Origin of the sequence: Moraxella catarrhalis (genome assembly GCF_001656295.1) — a bacterium.
Lineage (GTDB): Bacteria > Pseudomonadota > Gammaproteobacteria > Pseudomonadales > Moraxellaceae > Moraxella > Moraxella veridica.
In genome coordinates, this window is record NZ_LXHE01000025.1 from 44,840 (window position 1) to 65,173 (window position 20,334).

General features: G+C 40.4%; 16 protein-coding genes and 2 pseudogenes. 5 read left to right on the forward strand and 13 right to left on the reverse strand.

Annotated elements, in window-relative coordinates; genetic code table 11:
- Positions 1 to 33: 33 nt before the first annotated feature.
- From AO382_RS09925 to AO382_RS09935, 3 genes and pseudogenes are all read left to right on the forward strand, one after another.
- Entirely contained in the window at positions 34 to 567 is a 534-nt protein-coding gene (locus tag AO382_RS09925; protein WP_064620763.1) for a flavin reductase family protein, read from the forward strand.
- Between the two features lie 226 nt (positions 568 to 793).
- A pseudogene (locus AO382_RS09930) lies at positions 794 to 2,340 on the forward strand (AbgT family transporter).
- 342 nt (positions 2,341 to 2,682) lie between these two features.
- Positions 2,683 to 4,203 (forward strand): catalase, encoded by a 1,521-nt coding sequence (locus AO382_RS09935; protein ID WP_064620766.1) that lies wholly within the window; start codon positions 2,683 to 2,685, stop codon positions 4,201 to 4,203.
- A 123-nt stretch (positions 4,204 to 4,326) separates the two neighbouring features.
- Here AO382_RS09935 and nqrF read toward each other — a convergent pair whose 3' ends face one another.
- From nqrF to AO382_RS09965, 6 genes are read right to left on the reverse strand one after another with little or no spacing between them, the layout of a single operon-like run.
- Entirely contained in the window at positions 4,327 to 5,562 is a 1,236-nt protein-coding gene (gene nqrF, locus AO382_RS09940) for an NADH:ubiquinone reductase (Na(+)-transporting) subunit F (RefSeq protein WP_003667198.1), read from the reverse strand.
- A gap of 19 nt (positions 5,563 to 5,581) precedes the next feature.
- Positions 5,582 to 6,190, reverse strand: a complete 609-nt coding sequence (gene nqrE / locus AO382_RS09945) for an NADH:ubiquinone reductase (Na(+)-transporting) subunit E (RefSeq protein WP_003657760.1) — start codon at positions 6,188 to 6,190, stop codon at positions 5,582 to 5,584.
- A complete protein-coding gene (locus AO382_RS09950; RefSeq protein WP_064603138.1) occupies positions 6,190 to 6,861 on the reverse strand; it encodes an NADH:ubiquinone reductase (Na(+)-transporting) subunit D in 672 nt (223 codons plus the stop codon). Before AO382_RS09950 ends, nqrE begins: the two co-directional genes overlap by 1 nt.
- Before the next feature lie 2 nt (positions 6,862 to 6,863).
- The gene (locus AO382_RS09955) at positions 6,864 to 7,673 is read right to left on the reverse strand and encodes a Na(+)-translocating NADH-quinone reductase subunit C (protein ID WP_064620769.1); all 810 of its coding nucleotides are present in this window, start codon (positions 7,671 to 7,673) and stop codon (positions 6,864 to 6,866) included.
- Positions 7,657 to 8,889: an NADH:ubiquinone reductase (Na(+)-transporting) subunit B gene (locus tag AO382_RS09960; protein ID WP_064603133.1), complete on the reverse strand. Its 1,233-nt coding sequence runs from the start codon at positions 8,887 to 8,889 to the stop codon at positions 7,657 to 7,659. Before AO382_RS09960 ends, AO382_RS09955 begins: the two co-directional genes overlap by 17 nt.
- Before the next feature lie 2 nt (positions 8,890 to 8,891).
- A complete protein-coding gene (locus AO382_RS09965) occupies positions 8,892 to 10,244 on the reverse strand; it encodes a Na(+)-translocating NADH-quinone reductase subunit A (protein WP_064620813.1) in 1,353 nt (450 codons plus the stop codon).
- A 794-nt stretch (positions 10,245 to 11,038) separates the two neighbouring features.
- Here AO382_RS09965 and AO382_RS09970 point away from each other — a divergent pair.
- Together AO382_RS09970 and AO382_RS09975 are read left to right on the forward strand one after the other, a co-directional pair.
- The gene (locus tag AO382_RS09970) at positions 11,039 to 12,109 is read left to right on the forward strand and encodes a hypothetical protein (RefSeq protein ID WP_201030231.1); all 1,071 of its coding nucleotides are present in this window, start codon (positions 11,039 to 11,041) and stop codon (positions 12,107 to 12,109) included.
- Between the two features lie 270 nt (positions 12,110 to 12,379).
- Positions 12,380 to 13,380 (forward strand): annotated as a pseudogene (locus tag AO382_RS09975) (SPFH domain-containing protein).
- Between the two features lie 127 nt (positions 13,381 to 13,507).
- Here the strand turns inward: AO382_RS09975 and istB are convergent.
- From istB to AO382_RS10920, 7 genes are all read right to left on the reverse strand, one after another.
- Positions 13,508 to 14,251, reverse strand: a complete 744-nt coding sequence (gene istB, locus AO382_RS09980) for an IS21-like element helper ATPase IstB (RefSeq protein ID WP_064620816.1) — start codon at positions 14,249 to 14,251, stop codon at positions 13,508 to 13,510.
- Between the two features lie 5 nt (positions 14,252 to 14,256).
- Positions 14,257 to 15,894, reverse strand: a complete 1,638-nt coding sequence (gene istA, locus AO382_RS09985) for an IS21 family transposase (RefSeq protein WP_064620775.1) — start codon at positions 15,892 to 15,894, stop codon at positions 14,257 to 14,259.
- Positions 15,895 to 17,290: 1,396 nt separating this feature from the next.
- Complete coding sequence (locus AO382_RS09995) at positions 17,291 to 18,253, reverse strand: VENN motif pre-toxin domain-containing protein (protein WP_064620781.1); 963 nt, start codon at positions 18,251 to 18,253, stop codon at positions 17,291 to 17,293.
- Positions 18,254 to 18,320: 67 nt separating this feature from the next.
- Positions 18,321 to 18,752, reverse strand: coding sequence for a hypothetical protein (locus AO382_RS10000; RefSeq protein ID WP_064620784.1), 432 nt, complete (start codon positions 18,750 to 18,752; stop codon positions 18,321 to 18,323).
- On the reverse strand, positions 18,752 to 19,468 hold the full coding sequence (locus AO382_RS10005) for a DUF6862 domain-containing protein (protein ID WP_227513685.1): 717 nt from the start codon (positions 19,466 to 19,468) through the stop codon (positions 18,752 to 18,754). The genes AO382_RS10000 and AO382_RS10005 overlap by 1 nt, the downstream gene beginning before the upstream one ends.
- A 187-nt stretch (positions 19,469 to 19,655) precedes the next feature.
- Positions 19,656 to 19,877 (reverse strand): hypothetical protein, encoded by a 222-nt coding sequence (locus AO382_RS10010; protein WP_064620791.1) that lies wholly within the window; start codon positions 19,875 to 19,877, stop codon positions 19,656 to 19,658.
- Positions 19,878 to 20,333, reverse strand: coding sequence for an immunity protein YezG family protein (locus AO382_RS10920; RefSeq protein WP_064620794.1), 456 nt, complete (start codon positions 20,331 to 20,333; stop codon positions 19,878 to 19,880).
- Between the last annotated feature and the right edge of the window lies 1 nt (position 20,334).

Below are 20,334 nucleotides of genomic sequence, written 5' to 3' on the forward strand. Positions count from 1 at the left end.
ACTACATCCTTTTTAATTTTAAATGGGAAAATCATGGTAGAAAAATTAATTTTTAAAGATGCCATGGCGCGCCTAGCTACTGCTGTTCATATCGTCACCACCGATGGCGATACAGGTCGTCATGGGTTTACCGCATCGGCGGTATGTAGTGTGACAGATTCGCCACCGTCGCTGCTTGTGTGCATGAATGCCAATGCTCGCTCTTATGAACATTTTATCGCCAATCAAATATTGGCAGTTAATACTTTATCCGCTGAGCAGGCACATTTATCAGATGTTTTTGCATCACCACTTGAATCAAAGGCACGATTTGAGCATGCTGATTGGAGTGTGTTAAGTACAGGCGCACCAGTTTTAACAGATGCTTTGGTTAATTTTGATTGTGAAATTCAAACCATCCAAGATGTTGGTACGCACAGTATTTTTATTTGTAAAATTATCGCCATTCGACAAGGTGAAAATGAAAAACGCAGTTTGGTTTATTTTGATAGACAATATCATAAAATAGGTCAACCAGTTGCCATTGACAGACAGCCTGCATCGCCTCAAGTTCAAAAAGTGGGCTAAAAGTGATTTGATGATAAATAAGCAAAAGTTTTTAAGCCTTGGTCGTTGGCCGGGGCTTTTTTCTGTAAATGACAAAGAATAGTCAAAGATGGCATTAGATATCATACCAAAATTATTGCTATACTATGTTGCTATGTTTTTTTAACATTAAATCAATCTATCGGAATAAAAAATCATGACTTTGCAATCACCTAATGATTTTGATCAAGCTGGTAAAACTTCCCACATGCAACGCTTTTTAAAAGGTGTTGAGTGGTTGGGGAATTTATTGCCCCATCCCGTGGTTTTATTTATTTGGATGTCAGTCATCTTACTGGGATTATCAGCCATCTTATCTGCCATGGATGTTGCTGTCATTGACCCACGCCCTGAAGGTGCCAAAGGTCGTGCTGAAGATGGCATGATTTATGTTGTCAATTTGCTCAATGGCGAAGGCTTGGCAAAAATTGTTGAAAATCTAGTCAAAAATTTTACAGGCTTTGTGCCTTTGGGTACCGTGCTGGTGGCCTTACTGGGTGTGGGTATTGCTGAGTATTCTGGAATGATTTCAGCGGCACTGCGTGGTATGGTTATGAATGCCCCCAAAAAGATGGTCACTTTAGTCGTGGTATTTGCTGGTATTATGTCAAATACCGCCGCCGAGCTTGGCTATGTGGTGTTAATCCCCTTAGCCGCCATGATTTTCCATGCTTTAGGAAGACCCCTTTGGCAGGTTTGGCTGCTGCTTTTGCAGGTGTTTCAGGCGGTTATAGTGCCAATTTACTGCTTGGTACGGTCGATCCATTATTATCAGGTATTAGCCAAGAAGCTGCCCGTATCATTGACCCAAATTATGTGGTTGGTGCAGAAGCCAATTGGTATTTTATGGCAGTCAGTACTTTTTTAATTAGTGCCTTGGGTTACTTGGTTACTGAAAAAATTGTTGAACCCAGTCTTGGTAAATATAACCCCCATGATGCTGATGACCCTACCGTGCTTGATAATAAAATTGAGCGGTTAAATGCCCTTGAGAAAAAAGGTCTGGTTTGGGCGGGGGCGAGTATGCTAATTTTTTGTTTACTGTTGGCATGGACGGTTGTACCAGAAAATGGTATTTTAAGACATCCTGAAACAGGACTGATTGCAGGGTCGCCATTTTTACATGGTATTGTTGTATTTATTTTTGTATTTTTTGCCATCCCCGGCTATATCTATGGCAAAGTGACAGGCAGCATTAAAACAAATCAAGATGTTGTCAATGCGATGAGTCAAGCAATGAGCTCATTGAGCATGTATATTGTGCTTGTGTTCTTTGCTGCACAGTTTACCGCTTTTTTTAATTGGTCAAATTTAGGATCAGTAATGGCGGTGTCAGGTGCTAATTTTTTAAATGAGATTGGCTTAACAGGACCTTTGCTACTGATTGGATTTATTTTAATTTGTGCCTTAGTGAATTTGATGTTAGGTTCAGCATCGGCACAGTGGGCGATTACGGCACCGATTTTTATTCCGATGCTGATGCTAACAGGTTATGCACCTGAGATGATTCAGGCTGCTTATCGCATTGGCGACAGTACAACCAATATCATCACACCGATGATGAGTTATTTTGGATTAATCATGGCGGTTGCAATTCGTTATAAGAAAGATACAGGTGTTGGTACCTTAATGGCGATGATGTTACCTTATTCGATGATATTTTTGTTCGGTTGGATGCTTTTATTTTATCTTTGGGTATTTGTATTTGGTTTACCTGTTGGTCCAAATTCGGCAACCTATTATCACATGGGCTAAATCACATGGGCTAAATCAGAAAAGCTAAAAGGCGTATTTGAACCTAAAAAAGAGATAATTTTTGGTTATAAGTTAATCATTCATTTAAAATTTATTAATTTTATTATTTTTAGTTTTATAAATTTAATTAAAGATATTTAAAATTATCGGTAGGCTCATGAATAAAATTTTGAGATAATAACCTTGTTGGAGCAGGTTTGGCTAAATCTCTTAGGTCATTAATGGTTTATATTAAAAATATTAATGATTTGACGGCTGTTAATCAGCTGACCTAGTGAGCCAACTTTCTTTGATATTCTAAAGTTCTAAAATTCATTAACCCACCGAGTAGGAAGGAAAATTATGAGTGAAATGAAATGCCCTTATGACCATACCAACTTGACCATGAGTAATGGCGCACCTGTTATTGACAACCAAAATTCAATGACCGCAGGTGCCAGAGGGCCACTGCTTGCCCAAGATCTATGGCTCAATGAAAAATTAGCCGACTTTGCCCGTGAGGTCATTCCAGAACGCCGCATGCACGCCAAGGGTTCAGGGGCATTTGGCACATTTACGGTAACCCACGACATCACCCAATACACCCGTGCTAAGATTTTTAGTGAAGTGGGCAAAAAAACTGAGATGTTCGCTCGTTTTACCACCGTAGCAGGTGAGCGGGGGGCGGCTGATGCGGAGCGTGATATCCGTGGTTTTGCCCTAAAATTTTATACCGAAGAGGGTAATTGGGACATGGTGGGTAATAACACGCCTGTTTTCTTTTTAAGAGACCCAAAAAAATTCCCTGATTTAAATAAAGCGGTTAAACGAGACCCACGCACCAACATGCGTTCTGCCACCAATAACTGGGATTTTTGGACACTGCTGCCAGAGGCGTTTCATCAGGTTACCATTGTGATGAGCGACCGTGGCATTCCAAAATCTTTTCGTCATATGCACGGCTTTGGCTCGCACACTTATAGCTTTATCAATGCTGATAATGAACGCTTTTGGGTCAAATTTCACTTTCGCACCCAACAAGGCATTGAAAATCTAACCGATGCTGAAGCTGAAATGGTGGTTGGTAAAGACCGTGAGAGCAATCAGCGTGATTTGTTTGATGCCATTGAGCGTGGTGATTTCCCAAAATGGACAATGTATGTGCAAATCATGCCAGAAACCGATGCCCAAACTGTGCCTTATCACCCATTTGATTTAACCAAAGTGTGGCCAAAAGGCGACTATCCGCTCATTGAAGTGGGTGAGTTTGAGTTAAATAAAAACCCTGAAAACTTCTTTTTAGATGTTGAACAATCCGCTTTTGCCCCAAGCAACCTAGTCCCGGGTATCAGTGTGTCCCCTGACCGTATGCTTCAAGCACGCCTATTTAACTATGCTGATGCCCAGCGTTATCGCTTGGGTGTCAATCGTAACCAAATTCCAGTGAATGCCCCACGCTGTCCTGTGTACTCAAACCAAAGAGATGGACAAGGGCGAGTGGGCGATAATTATGGCGGACGACCACATTATGAACCAAACAGCTTTGGGCAGTGGCAAGACCAGCCACACTTGGCAGAACCAGCATTAAAAATTCATGGCGATGCTAAGTTTTGGGATTATCGTGAGAATGATGATGATTATTTTAGCCAACCCAGAGCCTTGTTTGAGTTGATGAGCGATGAGCAAAAACAGGCGTTATTTGATAATACGGCTCGTGCGATGGGCGATGCCCCTGATTTTATTAAATACCGCCATATCCGTAATTGCGATAAATGCCACCCTGATTATGCCATGGGTGTGGCCAAAGCGTTAGGCTTGACGGTCGAAGATGCCAAAAATGCCCGTGAGACCGACCCTGCTCGCCATCTGCCCAGCTTTTTATAATTTAGTGATAATCATAAAAAACTGTTTAGATATGAACACCCCAAAAGCTAACTTTTGGGGTGCTTTTTATGGTTAAGTTCAATCATGATAAAAAATCCGCCAATAAATTGACGGATTTTGTATTTAGCCACCGAAGTCATCTAATAAGATGTTTTCATCTTCGACGCCCAGTGATTTGAGCATACTGATGACAGCAGCATTCATGACTGGAGGCCCACACATATAGAATTCACAATCTTCTGGTGCAGGGTGATCCTTAAGATAGTTTTCGTATAAGACATTGTGGATAAAGCCAGTATAACCTTCCCAGTTATCTTCAGGCTGAGGGTCTGACAGTGCAACATGCCATTCAAAGTTGTCAAATTCTTCTGCTAAGCCATCATAATCTTCTACATAGAACATTTCACGCTTTGAGCGAGCACCATACCAAAACGAGATCTTACGAGTTGATTTTAGGCGTTTTAGCTGATCAAAAATGTGTGAACGCATAGGTGCCATACCAGCACCACCACCGATAAAGACCATTTCGGCATCGGTATCTTTGGCAAAGAATTCGCCATAAGGACCTGAAACGGTAATCTTATCGCCTGGTTTTAGGCTGAATACATAAGATGACATCTTACCTGGTGGAATGCCTTCAGGAGCTCTTGGCGGCGGACTTGCGATACGGATATTAAATTTAATAATACCTTTTTCTTCTGGGTAGTTTGCCATTGAATAGGCACGAATCACAGGCTCATCAACGGTTGATGTGTAACGCCATAAATTAAAATTATCCCAATCTTCGTGATACTCTTTGGCGATGTCAAAATCTTTATAATGTACAGTATGAGGCGGTGCTTCTAGTTGCACATAGCCACCAGCACGAAATGGGACAACTTCACCTTCAGGAATCTTCAAGGTCAACTCTTTAATGAATGTTGCAACATTATCATTTGAAATAACTTCACATTCCCATTTTTGTACATCAAAAAATTCTGGGTCAATCTCAATCTTCATATCTTGTTTGACTGCCACTTGGCATGCCAAACGCATATTGTCACGGATTTCACCTTGAGTAAAATGTCCCTCTTCGGTGGGCAAAATTGAACCACCGCCTTCAGTTACTTTACAGCGACATTGCCCACATGTGCCACCGCCACCGCATGCTGAAGATAAAAATATGCCTTCGTTAGCAAGGGTTTGTAGTAGCTTACCACCTGCGGGAGTAACCACATCATTATCTGGATTGTCATTAATGCGGATGGTGACATCACCAGAACTCACCAGCTTGGAGCGAGCCACCAAAATGACAGCAACCAAGCTCATGATAATAATGGTAAACATGATAACACCGCCAATTGCGGTACCAAATTCCATGATACTTTCTCCTATCTATTTATAGCGACATACCGCCAAATGACATAAAGCCCAAGGACATAAGCCCAACGGTAATAAAGGTGATGCCAAGACCACGAAGCGGTGCAGGTACATCTGAATATTTGAGCTTTTCACGAATCCCTGCAAGTGCAGAAATCGCTAATGCCCATCCCAAACCTGACCCAATACCATATACAATAGACTCACCAAAATTATAATCACGCTCAACCATAAACAATACACCACCCATGATGGCACAGTTTACTGTAATCAAGGGTAAAAATACCCCCAAAGCGTTGTATAAAGACGGTACAAATTTATCCAAAAACATCTCTAAAATCTGTACTGTCGCAGCAATCAATGCAATATAGCTTAATAATCCCAAAAAGCTTAAATCAACATTAGGATAGCCTGCCCATGCCAAAGCACCGTCTTTTAATAAGAATTGATACAATAAGTTGTTTAATGGAACACAGATTGCCATGACGGCAATTACTGCAACACCTAAACCAATTGCCGTTGATACTTTTTTAGATACTGCCAAAAAGGTACACATGCCCAAAAAGAAAGCAAGTGCCATATTCTCAATAAATACTGAGGTGATAAATAAACTGACATAATGTCCCATTAGTGACCTCCTCCGTGTGATAAGCCTTTAGATTGAGGTTTCATGACAAATTCAGCAGCTTCTTGCTGGTCTTTTTTCCAAAGACGAATAATTGCAATAAAACCTGCAATCACAAAGAATGAAGAGGGCGGTAATAACAACAAACCATTGGGAATATACCAGCCACCTTCGGTGATTTTTTCAAGCAAAGTAATACCAAACCAGCTGCCATTACCAATGACTTCACGGACTGTTGCCACAAAAATCAATACCGCTGAATAGCCAAGCCCATTACCAATACCATCTAAAAAACTTGGGACGGGTGGATTGCTCATGGCAAAGGCTTCAGCACGACCCATGACGATACAGTTTGTGATGATTAAGCCGACAAATACCGATAATGAACGGCTGATTTCATAAGCAAAGGCTTGTAAAATTTGGTCAACTACGATAACCAGTGAAGCGATAATCACCATTTGTACGATAATACGAATGGATGAGGGGATTTTGTTACGGATAATGGAGATAAAGAAACTTGAAAATGCTGTAACTAAGGTTAATGCGATACACATGACCAAAGCGTTTGCAACACTTGTGGTAACCGCAAGTGCTGAACAGATACCCAAAATTTGTAGTGCAATTGGGTTATTATTAAAAATTGGCGTCGTTAAAATACTTTTGGTATCAGCCATGATTATACTCCTTCACCCTTATCTGCTTGACCAGCCTTTAGGTTGTCCAAAAATGGCTTATAACCATCTTCGCCAATCCAGTACTGAAGTAGATTATTGACACCACGGATGGTCAAGGTAGCACCACTGATACCATCAATTTGACCTTCGCGTGCCGTACCTGATTTTACAACGGCAATTTTTCTTGAACCATCGTCATTATACAGCTCTTTGTCCACCCATGTGGCTTGCCATTGTGCTTCTTCAATGCGTGACCCCAAGCCAGGAGTTTCTTTGTGTTGATAAAAATTAACCCCTTTAATGGTATTTAAATCTTTATCCAAGGTCAAAAGACCAAAAATTGGTCCCCATAAACCAGCACCATGAATGGGCAGCACAATTTGCTCAAGCTGACCATTGGCATCTTTTGCCAAATATACTTTGGCAAAATTTGGTTTACCGCCAATTTTGGCAATATCATTTGTTAATGAAGTGGACAGGCTAGGTGTGCGAGCTGCTTTTGAGACATTATAGCTATTGACATCACTGATACCAGACGCCGTAATTTCTTGTTCTGTTGCAAATTGACCTGTTTGTAGGTTGACCAAGCGTATTTCAAAATCAGCAAAACGCTCTGCAATGACATCGGCTGACTCTGTTTCTGGGTCGTACATATCTGCCGCCATCAAGATATTTTTATTCAAATCCAGACGGGCGTTTTCTTGCTGCTTTGGCTTAAGACCAACAGCAACCGCAGAAACCATGACCGAACAGACCAAGCACAAAATCAGTGCCGTGGCTGCGGTACTTACATTATTATTCTTGGTTGACATGGCTTAATCTCCGTGCGTTTTGGCGTTTGATATTAGCTTGAGTGACAAAATAGTCAAACAGCGGGGCAAACAAGTTGGCAAACAAGATAGCTAACATGATACCCTCTGGAAAAGCAGGGTTTGCCACACGGACAGCCACCGTCATAAATCCGATAAGCAGACCGTAACACCAGCGACCAATGTTAGTATGGGCAGCTGAAACAGGGTCAGTTGCCATAAATACTGCACCAAACATAAAGCCACCAATCACCAAGTGCCAATGAGCAGGTAGGCTCATCATCACATTTTCGTCTGAACCAAACACATTAAACAGTAAGGCAGTAACAACCAAACCAATGACTGAGCCTGCAATCACACGCCAAGAAGCAATGCGAGTCCAAAGAAGTCCAACCATACCAATTAAGATGGCAAGTGTTGACACTTCACCGATTGAGCCTTGCATGTTGCCCAAAAATGCATCCATCCAAGTGATGGTTTGACCGTAGGCATCGACAAACTGATCTGGGCTAACGCCTATGGCAGCCAGACCTAATGGTGTTGCACCCGAAAAGCCATCTACAGCGGTCCAAATGGCATCGCCTGACATATAAGCAGGATAGCTAAAGTACAAAAATGCTCGACCTGCCAAGGCAGGGTTAAGAAAGTTTTTGCCTGTGCCGCCAAATACTTCTTTGGCAACCACAACCCCAAAAGTGATGCCTAAAGCCACTTGCCATAACGGAATATCTGGGGGAAGTGAGAGTGCGAATAGTACCGAAGTCACAAAGAAGCCTTCATTAACTTCATGACCACGCACAACCGCAAAAATAATCTCCCAAAGAATACCGACCGCAAAAGTTACGGCATAAATGGGTAAAAATTGCATCGCCCCATAAACAAAACTTGCCCAAATACTATTTGGGTCATAGCCTGCCATATTCGTGATGATAGTACGCCAGCCTTCTGGTGTGATACCCATGGCTTGGATGGCACTTAGTGCCTGAAAGCCGACATTATACATACCCCAAAACATTGCTGGGAATGTACAAAGCCAAACGGTAATCATGATACGCTTTAGGTCGACACCGTCACGCACATGCGATGCACTATAAGTTTGAGATGATGGCTGACGAAAGAAAGTGTCAAACATCTCAAATACAGCATAATATTTTTCGTACTTGCCACCTTTGGTAAAGGATGGCTCCATACGGTCAAAGATATTGTGAATGAACTTCATGGTTAGCCTTCCTGCTCAATACGGGTCAAGTTATCACGCAAAATATCACCGAACTCATATTTGCCTGGCGATACGAAAGTACACAGTGCCAAATCTTCTTCATCAAGCTCAAGTGCACCCAATTCAACCGCACTGATGATATCTTCGACAATCAAAGCACGCAGTAGCTGGGTAGGTAGATAGTCTTGAGGCATGACAGTTTCAAATAAGCCGATTGGTACCATGGCACGAGGCGAGCCGTTGGTACTGGTCGTAAAATCGTATTTTTTGCCTTTAAAAAACTGTGAAATATAAATTGGCAATTTTGAAAAACGATTTGCCCCTGGTGCAAAAAAGTGAAGTGCAGGGCGTTCACGACCTTCAGTAAGTGCAGAGACTTGATTATGAAAGCGACCCAAAAATGCCGTAGCACCAGCAGCTGTGCGACCTGATAGAACAGACCCTGAAATGACACGGTTATCATCGCCGTTGAGTTCACCTTGGGTCAATTCGGTCAAATCAGCACCTCGAGTGGTACGCACCAAGCGAGGATTGGCTACTGCTGGACCTGCCAAACTGATCAGACGCTCTGTGTAAATGCGACCTGTGGTAAATAGCTTACCAATGGCGATGACATCTTGATAATTAATCGTCCAAACCGAGTTGCCTCGTGCCAAAGGGTGTAAAAAGTGAATGTGTGTACCTGCGTTACCTGCTGGATGTACACCAGTAAACCCTTCATAGATGGTATCGTTACCGTCAGCGGTTTTACTTAAGGTCTCAGGTGCGATATCACCATGGCAGACATAGGTTTTTGGGGATAGCGTTGATAAAATTACCAAGCCATCATTAAATGCTTGTATTTCTTCAAATAATACGGTGGCAGGGTCAACAGCCAAAGGATTGGTATCTGTTGCCGTCACAAAAATGGCAGAAGGTATGCTATTAATTTCTGGTGTACGGCTAAAAGGACGAGTGCGTAGGGCGGTCCATTCACCTGAAGCGACCAACTGCTCAACAACTGTCTTGCGATCCAGCATTGACAAATCTTCAGAGCGATAAGCATTAAAAGTGATTTCTTCACTTGCATTTGGATCGACGACGATGACCAAGCTTTCAAATACTCGTCGTTCGCCACGATTGACAGCAACGACAGTGCCGCCAACTGGTGCTGTATAAAGGACGCCTGCTCGTTTTTTGTCTTCGTAAAGCACCTGTCCTTTGGTGACCTTATCACCTTCTTTGACATGCATGGTCGGACGCATGCCGACATAATCGTAGCCGACTAACGCCACCTTAGTGGGCGTGTGCTCGCTAATCTGCTTGGAGGGCTCGCCATTGATTGGCAGATCCAAGCCTTTTTTGATGGTAATCATAAGCGGATACTTAAATTGAGACCAAAACATACCAGCCTTCACCAAGTGGTGATTGATTGGCTGGACACCAAGTTTCCTAAAAACATCCAAAGCCGTGCGACCGATGAGTGGCGGGCTGATTTTGTCTAAAGGAGTCAGTATGAAACTTTGATGAACTTTGAAAAAAATTGGCAACTGACTTTATTGCTCAATTCTTGCCAAAAAAACGATTGTTCACACCATTAATCTAACAATTATACGCTAAAACGCTCAAAATTTATAGTCTTAAAGACAATTTCTATGGCAAAAATTCATGAAAATATTTGAAAAATCAATGAATGACAGTCAAAAAGATGAAACATTTATTGAATAATTCGACGCAATTTTAAGGAAAATTAAGATGTCCATCTCATTTGGGTTTTGGGGTGATAACATTAATAAAATTGACAAGCTAAGCCTTTGGCAATTTACCCAATCTGATGAATATTCATTAAAGACAAAGTGCGATGAATCCTTTGGATGGCGTTGTATTTTAAGGTTTGTGTTTTCTTGAATTTGACATGGTCAAATAAGCTTTGACAGCCATTAAAAACATATGATTAAAGATAATAATCTATCTTTAGATTTTATTAAAATAGTGCCATGTTTTTATTGGCCTATTTTTTACTTTGACAATTTGGTTAACCAAATGTTATCGTTGCTAGTGCTTGATAAAACTGCGATATATCTGCTTGTCTCATTTATACGCGCAAGTACACTTATATTTGATTTGTAAAATGTAACTTTAAAATGGCAAAGCGAATCAAAGCAATCAAATGCCCAGCAATGTGGCAGCACACAAGCCACCAAGACCAAATCTGATCATTATCGCCGTGATAGCTGCCAATCAGAATTTTTTTTTCGATAGTGATGATATTAATATAAATCATAGGCATACATATCATATACCTCAGCTTTCGGTAAAACATCTAAAAAAGCTCAAATTTTTTGGGCTTGGGATCGCCGTGTTTTTTGTGATGGTGATGGTAATTTCATTACTGTCATCAAAATCAACCTATTCTCCTACTGATGCTCAAGACAACAAACCCTATTGGCAGATAGAAGAAACCATACCCGCAGCCGATAAAGAGGGTGAGCCCATTGTCGTTGCGGTGGGTGAGGTTGTTTCTGGCAGTGACTCTAACCAAATTTATAAGCCTGCTTTTGGTTTTTTTCACGCCAAGACTTTTGATCAAATTGCTGCTGTACCGATTTATATAGAAAAAGTGCTTAATGTTCGCTGGAAAAAATTGGACGAAGACAAAACCTATATCGTCATCAATGAAAATCGCTTGTTTTTATTGGAAGAAACAGCATTGAGTATCAACGAAATAACACCGCAAAGCATTGGACTGCCTGAATTTAACAAAGGATTTGCCAAGGTAGACACAAACACTGCCTATGAAAATTCACTAGAAATAACTAACAATTTAGGGCAAGAATATTATTATTTTCCTAAGATGAATAAGGCGTTTGTTGAAGATGCTTATTCTGAAGTCAGCCTTGCCATTTTAGAATCTCCGACAACATCGCAGGGGGTAACTCGATTTGTTTTTTCAAAAGAAAATGGTGCAAAAGATAAACTGCCTGAGCTTTTTAAAGTAAAAGCACAAGGGCAGGAAGGTTATCCATATAAACATCTTTATTTGCGTTGGATCAATAGTGGGTTATATATTGACAAAGAGTCACGAGTTACGTCTTATGAAAATTTTACCCCTGAGCGAACTTATTTAAAACTGAAGTATTGCACTATGATGAAAATGAGGTGCTCATACATTTCAAGCACGAATTGGCAGAAAGCAGCCCTTACTTTTTTCAAGTGCTTGATGCTCAGACGGGCGAGGTAAAATTTACCTTACAGCGTAAAGACATGGGCTATCTTAGGGATGACCATGTTGCTAAAACAAAAGACGGTTATTTAATAACGCTCCATGGTATTTTCCTGCTAAACACACAAGAAGGAAAATTGGAGGAGCTTAAGCTTAGAGAAGCCTTAACCCAGCGATAACACCCGCATAATTATAAGGTTGTGGCTAAGCATTTCTCAAAAATCAGCAGCTGATCTTGCGGTGATCTCAAGTAAAAGCTCAAATGGCTTGATATAAAATCAAAAAACGATGAGTATATTCAACATTTTTAGCAATCAGATCTCCGCCGTCATCGAGTGGAAAAAACCCAAAGCCAATGTGATTTGGTGGAAATATCCATCAAAACGCGATGAAATCATCAACGCCTCAAAACTGATCGTCGCTCCTTCGCAAGGCTGTGCTTTGGTGTACGAAAGGTCTTTGGTGGAAATTATTGAACAAGAAGGTATCTATAACCTTAAAACCGACAATCATCCGTTTATTGCGACGCTTGTCAATCTGCGTCAAAATTTTGAAAGTGAACACAAACTCAAAATTTATTTTTCCGCAAGGCTCAGATTCTCAACCAGCGTTGGGGTACGCCAAGCCCCATCAAATTCATTGATATCAATTATAAAATCCCTGTGGAATTAGGATTAAACGGGAATTTTTCGTACAAAATCACCAATCCGAAGTATTTTTATACCGAAATTATTGGTAAAACTGATGAATTTGAAGCAAAAACGATCAGTGGTATCATCACCGAACGCATTTTACAACTTATCGCCCAACTCATTCATAACAAAAAATATTCCTACATTGAAATTGATGGCAAAATTCAAGACATTGCCCAAGACATAAAGAGCGAAATCAATGTTGAATATCAAAATTTGGGGCTGGAACTTACCGATTTTCGTATTGTGGGAACACAATTTGATGAGGCGACCCAAGAGTGCATCGGTCGTGTTGCTGATATCAGTGCCGATGTACAAGCCGCCAAAGAAGCAGGATTGGATTATGTGGAGCTTGAAAAACTGCGTGCTTTACGTGATGTAGCTCGAAATGAGAGTGGGCTTGCTGGGGCAGGGCTGCAATTTGGGGTAGGTATGGAGCTTGGTAGGAAATTTAACGAACAAACCGATTCGATGCTAACCAAAGGAAGTGCCGATGTCGCCGAACAGCTTCGCAAACTCAAAATCTTACTTGATGAAAACATCATCACAGCAGAAGATTTTGAGCTTAAAAAGCAAGAAATTTTAAGAAAAATATAGTTTGTGCAAACTCTCCTCCCAAATGCCCGCCCATTCTCATTCATCGTGCCCATTTACTCGCATTCGTTGTGATCAGGTATTCTCATATAACATGACCGGCAAATTGTTCATCTGCCGGTCATGTTGATTATTTTGTATGCTTACGAGTGGTGTGTCGTTTTCTCAATGATTCTCCCTGTAATTGCACTCGATGTGCTCGATGCACAATTCTATCCAAAATGGCATCTGCCAAAGTTTTATCTTGAAATAAACCATGCCAAGTTTCAATTGGATACTGGCTTGTGATAATCAGGCCGCCTACAAAGGATTGCTTCTCAATGATGCTTAAAAGCGCCGTACAAACATTTGCTGGTATGCCACCAACACCGAAGTCATCAATAATGAGAACTTGTGCCTTGGCATATTTTTGTTGAGTTTTAAGCAAAGTACCATCCATTTGCGACAAACTAATGTCCTCAAACAGCTCGTGTGTACTAATAAATAATACTTTTTTAAAATTTCTGCATGCTTGGTTACCCAAAGCGCACGCAAGCCAAGTCTTACCAGTGCCTGTTGCGCCCAGTATGGCAACAGCTGCACACTCACCAATCCAATAATCATCAAATAAATAATCAATTTGTGCTGTTTTACCAGCATAGCTGTGATGCATTGATTCAATGGATGCGTTGGGGTAGCAGAATTTTGCAGCTTTGATCAGCTTTTTGATTGTATTATTGCGCCTAGCAGTGATTTCGCAGGTTAATAACTCATCCATAATCTGCATTGGATTCATTTGCTGTTTTATCATACGTGCATAATGGCTATCAAAATAGCGTGCCATATGGCTGAGTTTCAAACTTCTTAATTGCTCAATAATCTGTTGTTTTAACATGGGCATTAGTCCAATTTAAATTCATGATTGTAAGGCATAATATCGGCATAATAACCCGCACCTCGCAGATTATCATGAGTCTGGGCTTTGTGACCGACGCCCAGCTTGGATGTATCATCCATCGCATCTAGGACAGTGCTATGTGATGTGCCAGAAAGACCGCTTTTAAGATATGCTCTTTGTTTAAACAGATTAATCACTCTGTCAATCTGTGTAATCCGACATTCATGCGCATATACAAATCCTTGCTCAATCAGATTGTAAGAAAGGTTATTATCCATCAAATAACGCTTAAGCTGATTGAGCTTTTTGAGATTATTGGCATAATTGCGATGATTGTGCAAATAATTATCGATGGATAAGTGGGTATAATGACCCACCTGCGCCGCCCAGTGCAATAAGGCTTCTGGTTGCATCTGCTGAGATAGCTGATGGTTTTTGGGCATATGCTCAAACAAGATACTACTGCCACTGGCAAGCTTACGATGTGTTGCAACACAAATGCCATAGTGATAAAGATACACTGTAGAGTAGGTGATTTTAGCATCCACTCGACTACCGATTAAGGAATGGGGTACAGAATACTCTGCTTCATTGATAGTAACGGTATAAAACTCACTTACACGCAGGTCGTATTGCCAATGACACACCTCATATGCTTGTGCAGGCAAAGGGTTTAGATGAATTTTTTCAAAAGCATCAAAGTTGTGTCTTCGCCCCTTTGGGTATGTTTTGGTGATTTTGTTGTTGAGTTGTTCCAACGGCGCTTCTATGGCACGATTGAGCTCGTCTAAGCTAAAAAATCTACGGTCTCGCATCATTGCCAAGATATTTTGCTGTACAGCCTTAACGGCAAGCTCAACCATGCCCTTATCTTGTGGCTTTCTAGCCCTAGTGGGTAAGACAATGAATTGGTAGTGATTGGCAAGCTCTGCAAATGACGCATTGATGATTGTTGTCTCTCGATTATTTTTGATGACCGCTGATTTTAGGTTGTCTGTCACCAGTTTTAATGGCACACCACCAAAATACTCAAACATACGGATATGGCACAATTGCCAATCCTCAACGCCTTGTGAAGCGACGGCAGTACAAAATATCAACCCTGAAGCTGGCAATACACCGACAAAGATTTGTGCCGATATAGTGACACCGCCTGTCTTGGCATCATAAATGGGCATGACACTCCCACAAAAGTCCACTTGCGCCATGTCGCCTGCGGTATAATGTTGTCTTTGTGAGAGTTTTAAGGATTTTTTGTGTTTGGCGTAGGCCTTACAAAATTGCGAATATGAAATACCGTCTGGGTGAGCCTGTCGGAATTCCTGCCATAGTCGCTCTAGCGTGACATTGGGTCTGTGCATCTGCTCATGGATGTACTGCCAATCTGGATGGGGTTTGATTTGACGCAAAGTGCGAGCATTGTTTGAGACTGCCAAGCCAAGCTTCTCACGCAATTTCAACTCATCCAAGCTAAGCAAATGCTCATAATCTACCTGACCATCATAGCTTTGCTCACATAGCCGTCGTACTTTGCGTGCTGTATTGGCGGAAATCATCAATTGGCGGCCGATTGCACGATTGCTCATGCCAAGCGCCAACTGTCTGATGATGTTTTGAATCTTCTTTATGGGGAGTTTCATTACATATCCTTAGAATTAATTAATAAATAAATTCACTTTTTAAGGATACAAAAGCCCCAACAGGGCTTGACAAGTCAAACACCGTTTGGGATAATGAAACTGTCGCTTCAGACAACTTCATCATAAAAAACGCTACCAATTGCAGTTGGTGGCGTTTTTGCTGTGTATCCATCACTATTTTACAACTAAGTCATGGCGAGCTCCTTGTTTTCTCTATCTGAAAAAATCAATCAAAACCAAATGCAAATCTGGCCGTGTTACAATTCATGGTTATTTTGAATATTAGCACAAAGCGTTAAGTAAATAAATGGTAAAATTAATTTATATTAGTTTAAATAATTTAAACTCAAAAACACATAAAATTATTAAGGATACATAGTAACCCATGATTTTAACCCAAAATTCCTTAACTACTGATATATAATGAGTTTTTTAATTATTAAATAAACTATATAATTAGATACGAGGTTACTATGTATCCCTAAACCGCTTGATCGAAAAAAACAAAAAAACCACCATCGAAAAGATGGTGGTGGGGTTGGTTGGGTTTATGTCTTAGCGCAAACTACAGACCTTGCTTTGTTGGTGCATGGGTGCGACATGTAATTCTATGCTGACACATATTGTGCCGGTACATATGATTATGCCTGTCATCGGCTATTGCATTAACCAGAATACGGATATCTATAAGGGGCGGTGAGAGTCTGAAGTGGGTAGGTGTGCAACGTACCACTGAAACGGCTTAAATTAATGGTGTGTGACACACATCCTGCCGTACTATATGCTTGTATGCGTAAATTGGTACAAATCTGTTTTGGTGTGATTAAGCACCAACCCCCTACCAACCACAAATTCAGGCAATTTAGGGTTTGACTTTGGGGTTGGGAGATGGTATCTACGGGCTATTTTCATAATATTATGTATACACATTATACGTGCTACATCCTATTACAGGATTCGAAATAATATGAGTAATCAATTTGAACATTATCATAATTCTCTTCCTTTATTAACACTTTCTGTAACGTATTGCTGTTAATATTGATTTTTAATTTGCTATCACCATGCCAATTTATCCACGAATTAACATTTTCTGAATTATAATCACCGCATGTAGCATCCCCCTTGAAGCTGAAAATAAGTTTCTTATTATAAAATACACCATGAAATTTGAAAATATATACATAATGTACCAATTTGCCATTTTTTATGGAAATTGATTGAGTTACTGCTAGATTCCTAGATGGATTATATTTGAAAGGGATATCCGCTATTGCTTCACCCAAAATAGAATCCTTTCTTATATCCAATCCTCTGGTATACATGCTTAGCAGATAATAACTGGGAATAATTAGTATGGCTGTTATAAGAATAAATCTTCTTATCCTAATTCTCATTAGCGTCTTCCCAATTTTCTTAAATGTCCAGATTTGGCTGCTTGCCAGCCTAAATCCCAAAATTTACGCTGTGCCGGGTCGCCTGCGTTACTAGAAAATAGATTTGCAAATTGAGTGGGTATCTTCATTGCTTCATCATAAGATAATCCAGTTCCTGCCAAATAAACACCAACCGCAAAATTAGCTGCATCTGTATATGGGGAAATAAACTCTCGCTTTTTATAGTCTCGCTGATAATCAAATTTTCCTAGATGACCAACATCATCATCCATGGTATTGTAAAACGCCAAAGATTTATAAAGGGCCACGCCATCAATCATGCCTGCTGGTATATTTGACTGAGCTATAGTAGTACGGGTACCAATATTATTGTCTTTAGCATTTTTTGCTCCTGCTTGATAAACTTCTACAAAATCAGCAAACGGAGGGGCATAAAATTCAATTCCTTGATAAGAATACAGCACGGCATCCACAGGAGGGGTCTTTACAAATTTCTCTATTTTCCAAAACTGCGCTTGAATAATATTATTCCACTCCACCCCAACTTTCCCAACTTCGGCCGCACTCACAGCATCAGCAGTGCTGCCATCAGTCGCTGTATAAGCCGTTGTTACTGTGGCAAGGTTTAGAATGCTGACGATGGTGTCTTTTTGTTCTTGGGTCAGTGCTTCTGGGTCTTTGCCTTGATATAGGTAATTTGCTAGAATTTCTGCCCCTGCCTCATTGCTTATCGCAGAGACGGCACCTGCAGTGATGGCATTGCCCGTGGCATAACTTACCGCAGCACCTAGTACAGCATGAGCCAGTAGATGATTAGCTGATTGTTCTTCTGGTTGATTACCATTGTCTAATTGGTTTAGTGTTTTATTACCTTTAAAGTATTGCCCAATTTGATAAGCAAGCTCAGGGCTTGCTGCTCTTACTGTATCCCCTATGATACCATTTGAGTTAGGAGCGTACAAGGCTGATGTGATGCCATCAAAGAGTCTTAGGTTAGCAAGTGATTGTATCCTTATTGGTCGATCTCAGTTAAACCCTAGAAACAAACCAAACAACACCTACAACCAAACTAATAAGCAACATTGACAAATGCCAATAAAATGCAAAAAAATATTTGCGTGTTCTTAAAGCACCCCAACCAACAAGAACAAATAAAGAAGACAAAATCCAAACAAGCGATAAGGCATACACAATAAATAATTCAGTTATTCCATTAATATTATTAAAAACAGATAGAACAAAATCGCTAAAAAATACCAAATTCAAAATAAAAAGTATGCAAGAATAACCATGAATGGCTAGTAGTATGTAGATCGTTATTCTTAATTCGAGTAAATTTTTGTTCATCCAATAGCGATATAGAAACATCAATACAATCAACAGGGATAAGGGTTGGATCATAAAAAATCCAACCATCATTGATACTAGCATCAGAGTAAATTCAGAATAATACTCATTCATTATCTCACCTCATACTTTCTCTTAAACTCTTCTATCAAGTTCCTACCCTTATGTATACGATTCCTAGGATCTAAAAAAGGATCTATTTCAGAAGGAGTGAAACCAACTTTTTTATTGAATAAAAATTGGGTTGCAGGATGCCATCTATGATAATATGATTGATGTACATTTTGTAACTCTCTATCTGTCTGCTCATTGACCAGTCTTTGATCACTCCAGTTTGCCGGAGCATTATGATAATTTTGATATATCCATTGAAACTCTGACTTGCCATTTTTCATAATCACTTTGCCAGCATCCCTTACCCAACTTTTAAACCCAGCTATTTCTGCCTGCACTAAGTCAGTACGCGACACTTCTTCAGCAACTCCAAACCATGGTTGCTCTGTATAACCATACATAGCTCCAAAATAATTTGCTCTTTTATCAAGGGTATCAATGGTATGATAACCAGAATAATTAGCAATATCTAAGACTCTTTTGGTTGATTCCTTGATGTCGCTTTTCTTCCCATAATGAGACCTAAATTCTCCCACATAGCTCAAAGCCTCTCGCATCATACGATGGCAATCATTACTATTTGGTTGATTGGCACAAGCTGTGCGCAACTCCTCATCTTGCTTTTTTGATATATCATCGTATCTTCGAACATGTTCTTCGCACTCCTTTTTAGTACCAGTACACGAGATTTTGTCCTGTAGCTGACGATGTGTCAAATAATTCCACTGCACCTGCCCCACATTGTTAGCAGTACTTGCAGTATCACCACCAACGGTTGCACCAATGCCTGCTGATAGAGCAAGTAGGGCAGTATCTCTGACTTCTTTGTCAAAACCTTGTTCTTTTAGATACTCATCAATCTTTGGGATGGCGTAGGCTGTCCCACCTGCTGATGCTGCACCCTCAACAGTGCCTGTCGCTAGGGCAGCGGTTGCACTGCGTAGGGCTACACGATAAACTCCACCTTCTGCCCACTTTTTTGGCTTCTGCTAGTTTTTCATCAGCGGTAAGATTAGGATTGTTGCTTATCTTGGTGATGGCATGGCTTGATATCTCAGCCACTGCCTGCGGTGCATTTTGTCCAAAAGCAAAGCTAACCTCTCTTTGTAATTCAATCTCTAGCATCTATGATGTTTGTTTTTTCAATCTCACTCGCTCTTGCCATATTTCTTTGGGGATATAATATGGATCATCAAGTTCAGATTCGGTTAAGTTACTGATTCCACGCATATATAAACCATTCCAAGAGTCTTCTTCAGGAATGTAAGCAAATTTAATTTTAAACCCACCTTTTTCATCAAGCGTTACTTGACATTGAGTCCAGGGATCTTTATGAAATAGGGGGAGTTTTTGTAGATTTAATAATAAATCAATAATTTCATTGTCAATATGTTGAACAGGGTTATCCCACCCTTGGTAAAAGCTATACTTTATATTGTTTTTATCAAACCAACGAGAACCAGCTTGAGTTTTATTTTTGTAAAGCTGAGCCGAAAAAACTATTTTTATTGCTTCAAATGGCATAATAGACCATAGTAATTCACCAATTTTTTGATAGATAATTTGATCTTCTGTTAGCATA

What these genes read in the sequence shown, in the direction of transcription:
- AO382_RS09925 (WP_064620763.1), top strand. Translation starts at nt 34, where the DNA reads ATGGTAGAAAAATTAATTTTTAAAGATGCCATGGCGCGCCTAGCTACT.
- AO382_RS09935 (WP_064620766.1), top strand. Translation starts at nt 2,683, where the DNA reads ATGAGTGAAATGAAATGCCCTTATGACCATACCAACTTGACCATGAGT.
- nqrF (WP_003667198.1), bottom strand. Translation starts at nt 5,562, where the DNA reads ATGGAATTTGGTACCGCAATTGGCGGTGTTATCATGTTTACCATTATT.
- nqrE (WP_003657760.1), bottom strand. Translation starts at nt 6,190, where the DNA reads ATGGGACATTATGTCAGTTTATTTATCACCTCAGTATTTATTGAGAAT.
- AO382_RS09950 (WP_064603138.1), bottom strand. Translation starts at nt 6,861, where the DNA reads ATGGCTGATACCAAAAGTATTTTAACGACGCCAATTTTTAATAATAAC.
- AO382_RS09955 (WP_064620769.1), bottom strand. Translation starts at nt 7,673, where the DNA reads ATGTCAACCAAGAATAATAATGTAAGTACCGCAGCCACGGCACTGATT.
- AO382_RS09960 (WP_064603133.1), bottom strand. Translation starts at nt 8,889, where the DNA reads ATGAAGTTCATTCACAATATCTTTGACCGTATGGAGCCATCCTTTACC.
- AO382_RS09965 (WP_064620813.1), bottom strand. Translation starts at nt 10,244, where the DNA reads ATGATTACCATCAAAAAAGGCTTGGATCTGCCAATCAATGGCGAGCCC.
- AO382_RS09970 (WP_201030231.1), top strand. Translation starts at nt 11,039, where the DNA reads ATGCCCAGCAATGTGGCAGCACACAAGCCACCAAGACCAAATCTGATC.
- istB (WP_064620816.1), bottom strand. Translation starts at nt 14,251, where the DNA reads ATGTTAAAACAACAGATTATTGAGCAATTAAGAAGTTTGAAACTCAGC.
- istA (WP_064620775.1), bottom strand. Translation starts at nt 15,894, where the DNA reads ATGAAACTCCCCATAAAGAAGATTCAAAACATCATCAGACAGTTGGCG.
- AO382_RS10000 (WP_064620784.1), bottom strand. Translation starts at nt 18,752, where the DNA reads ATGAATGAGTATTATTCTGAATTTACTCTGATGCTAGTATCAATGATG.
- AO382_RS10010 (WP_064620791.1), bottom strand. Translation starts at nt 19,877, where the DNA reads ATGCTAGAGATTGAATTACAAAGAGAGGTTAGCTTTGCTTTTGGACAA.
- AO382_RS10920 (WP_064620794.1), bottom strand. Translation starts at nt 20,333, where the DNA reads ATGCTAACAGAAGATCAAATTATCTATCAAAAAATTGGTGAATTACTA.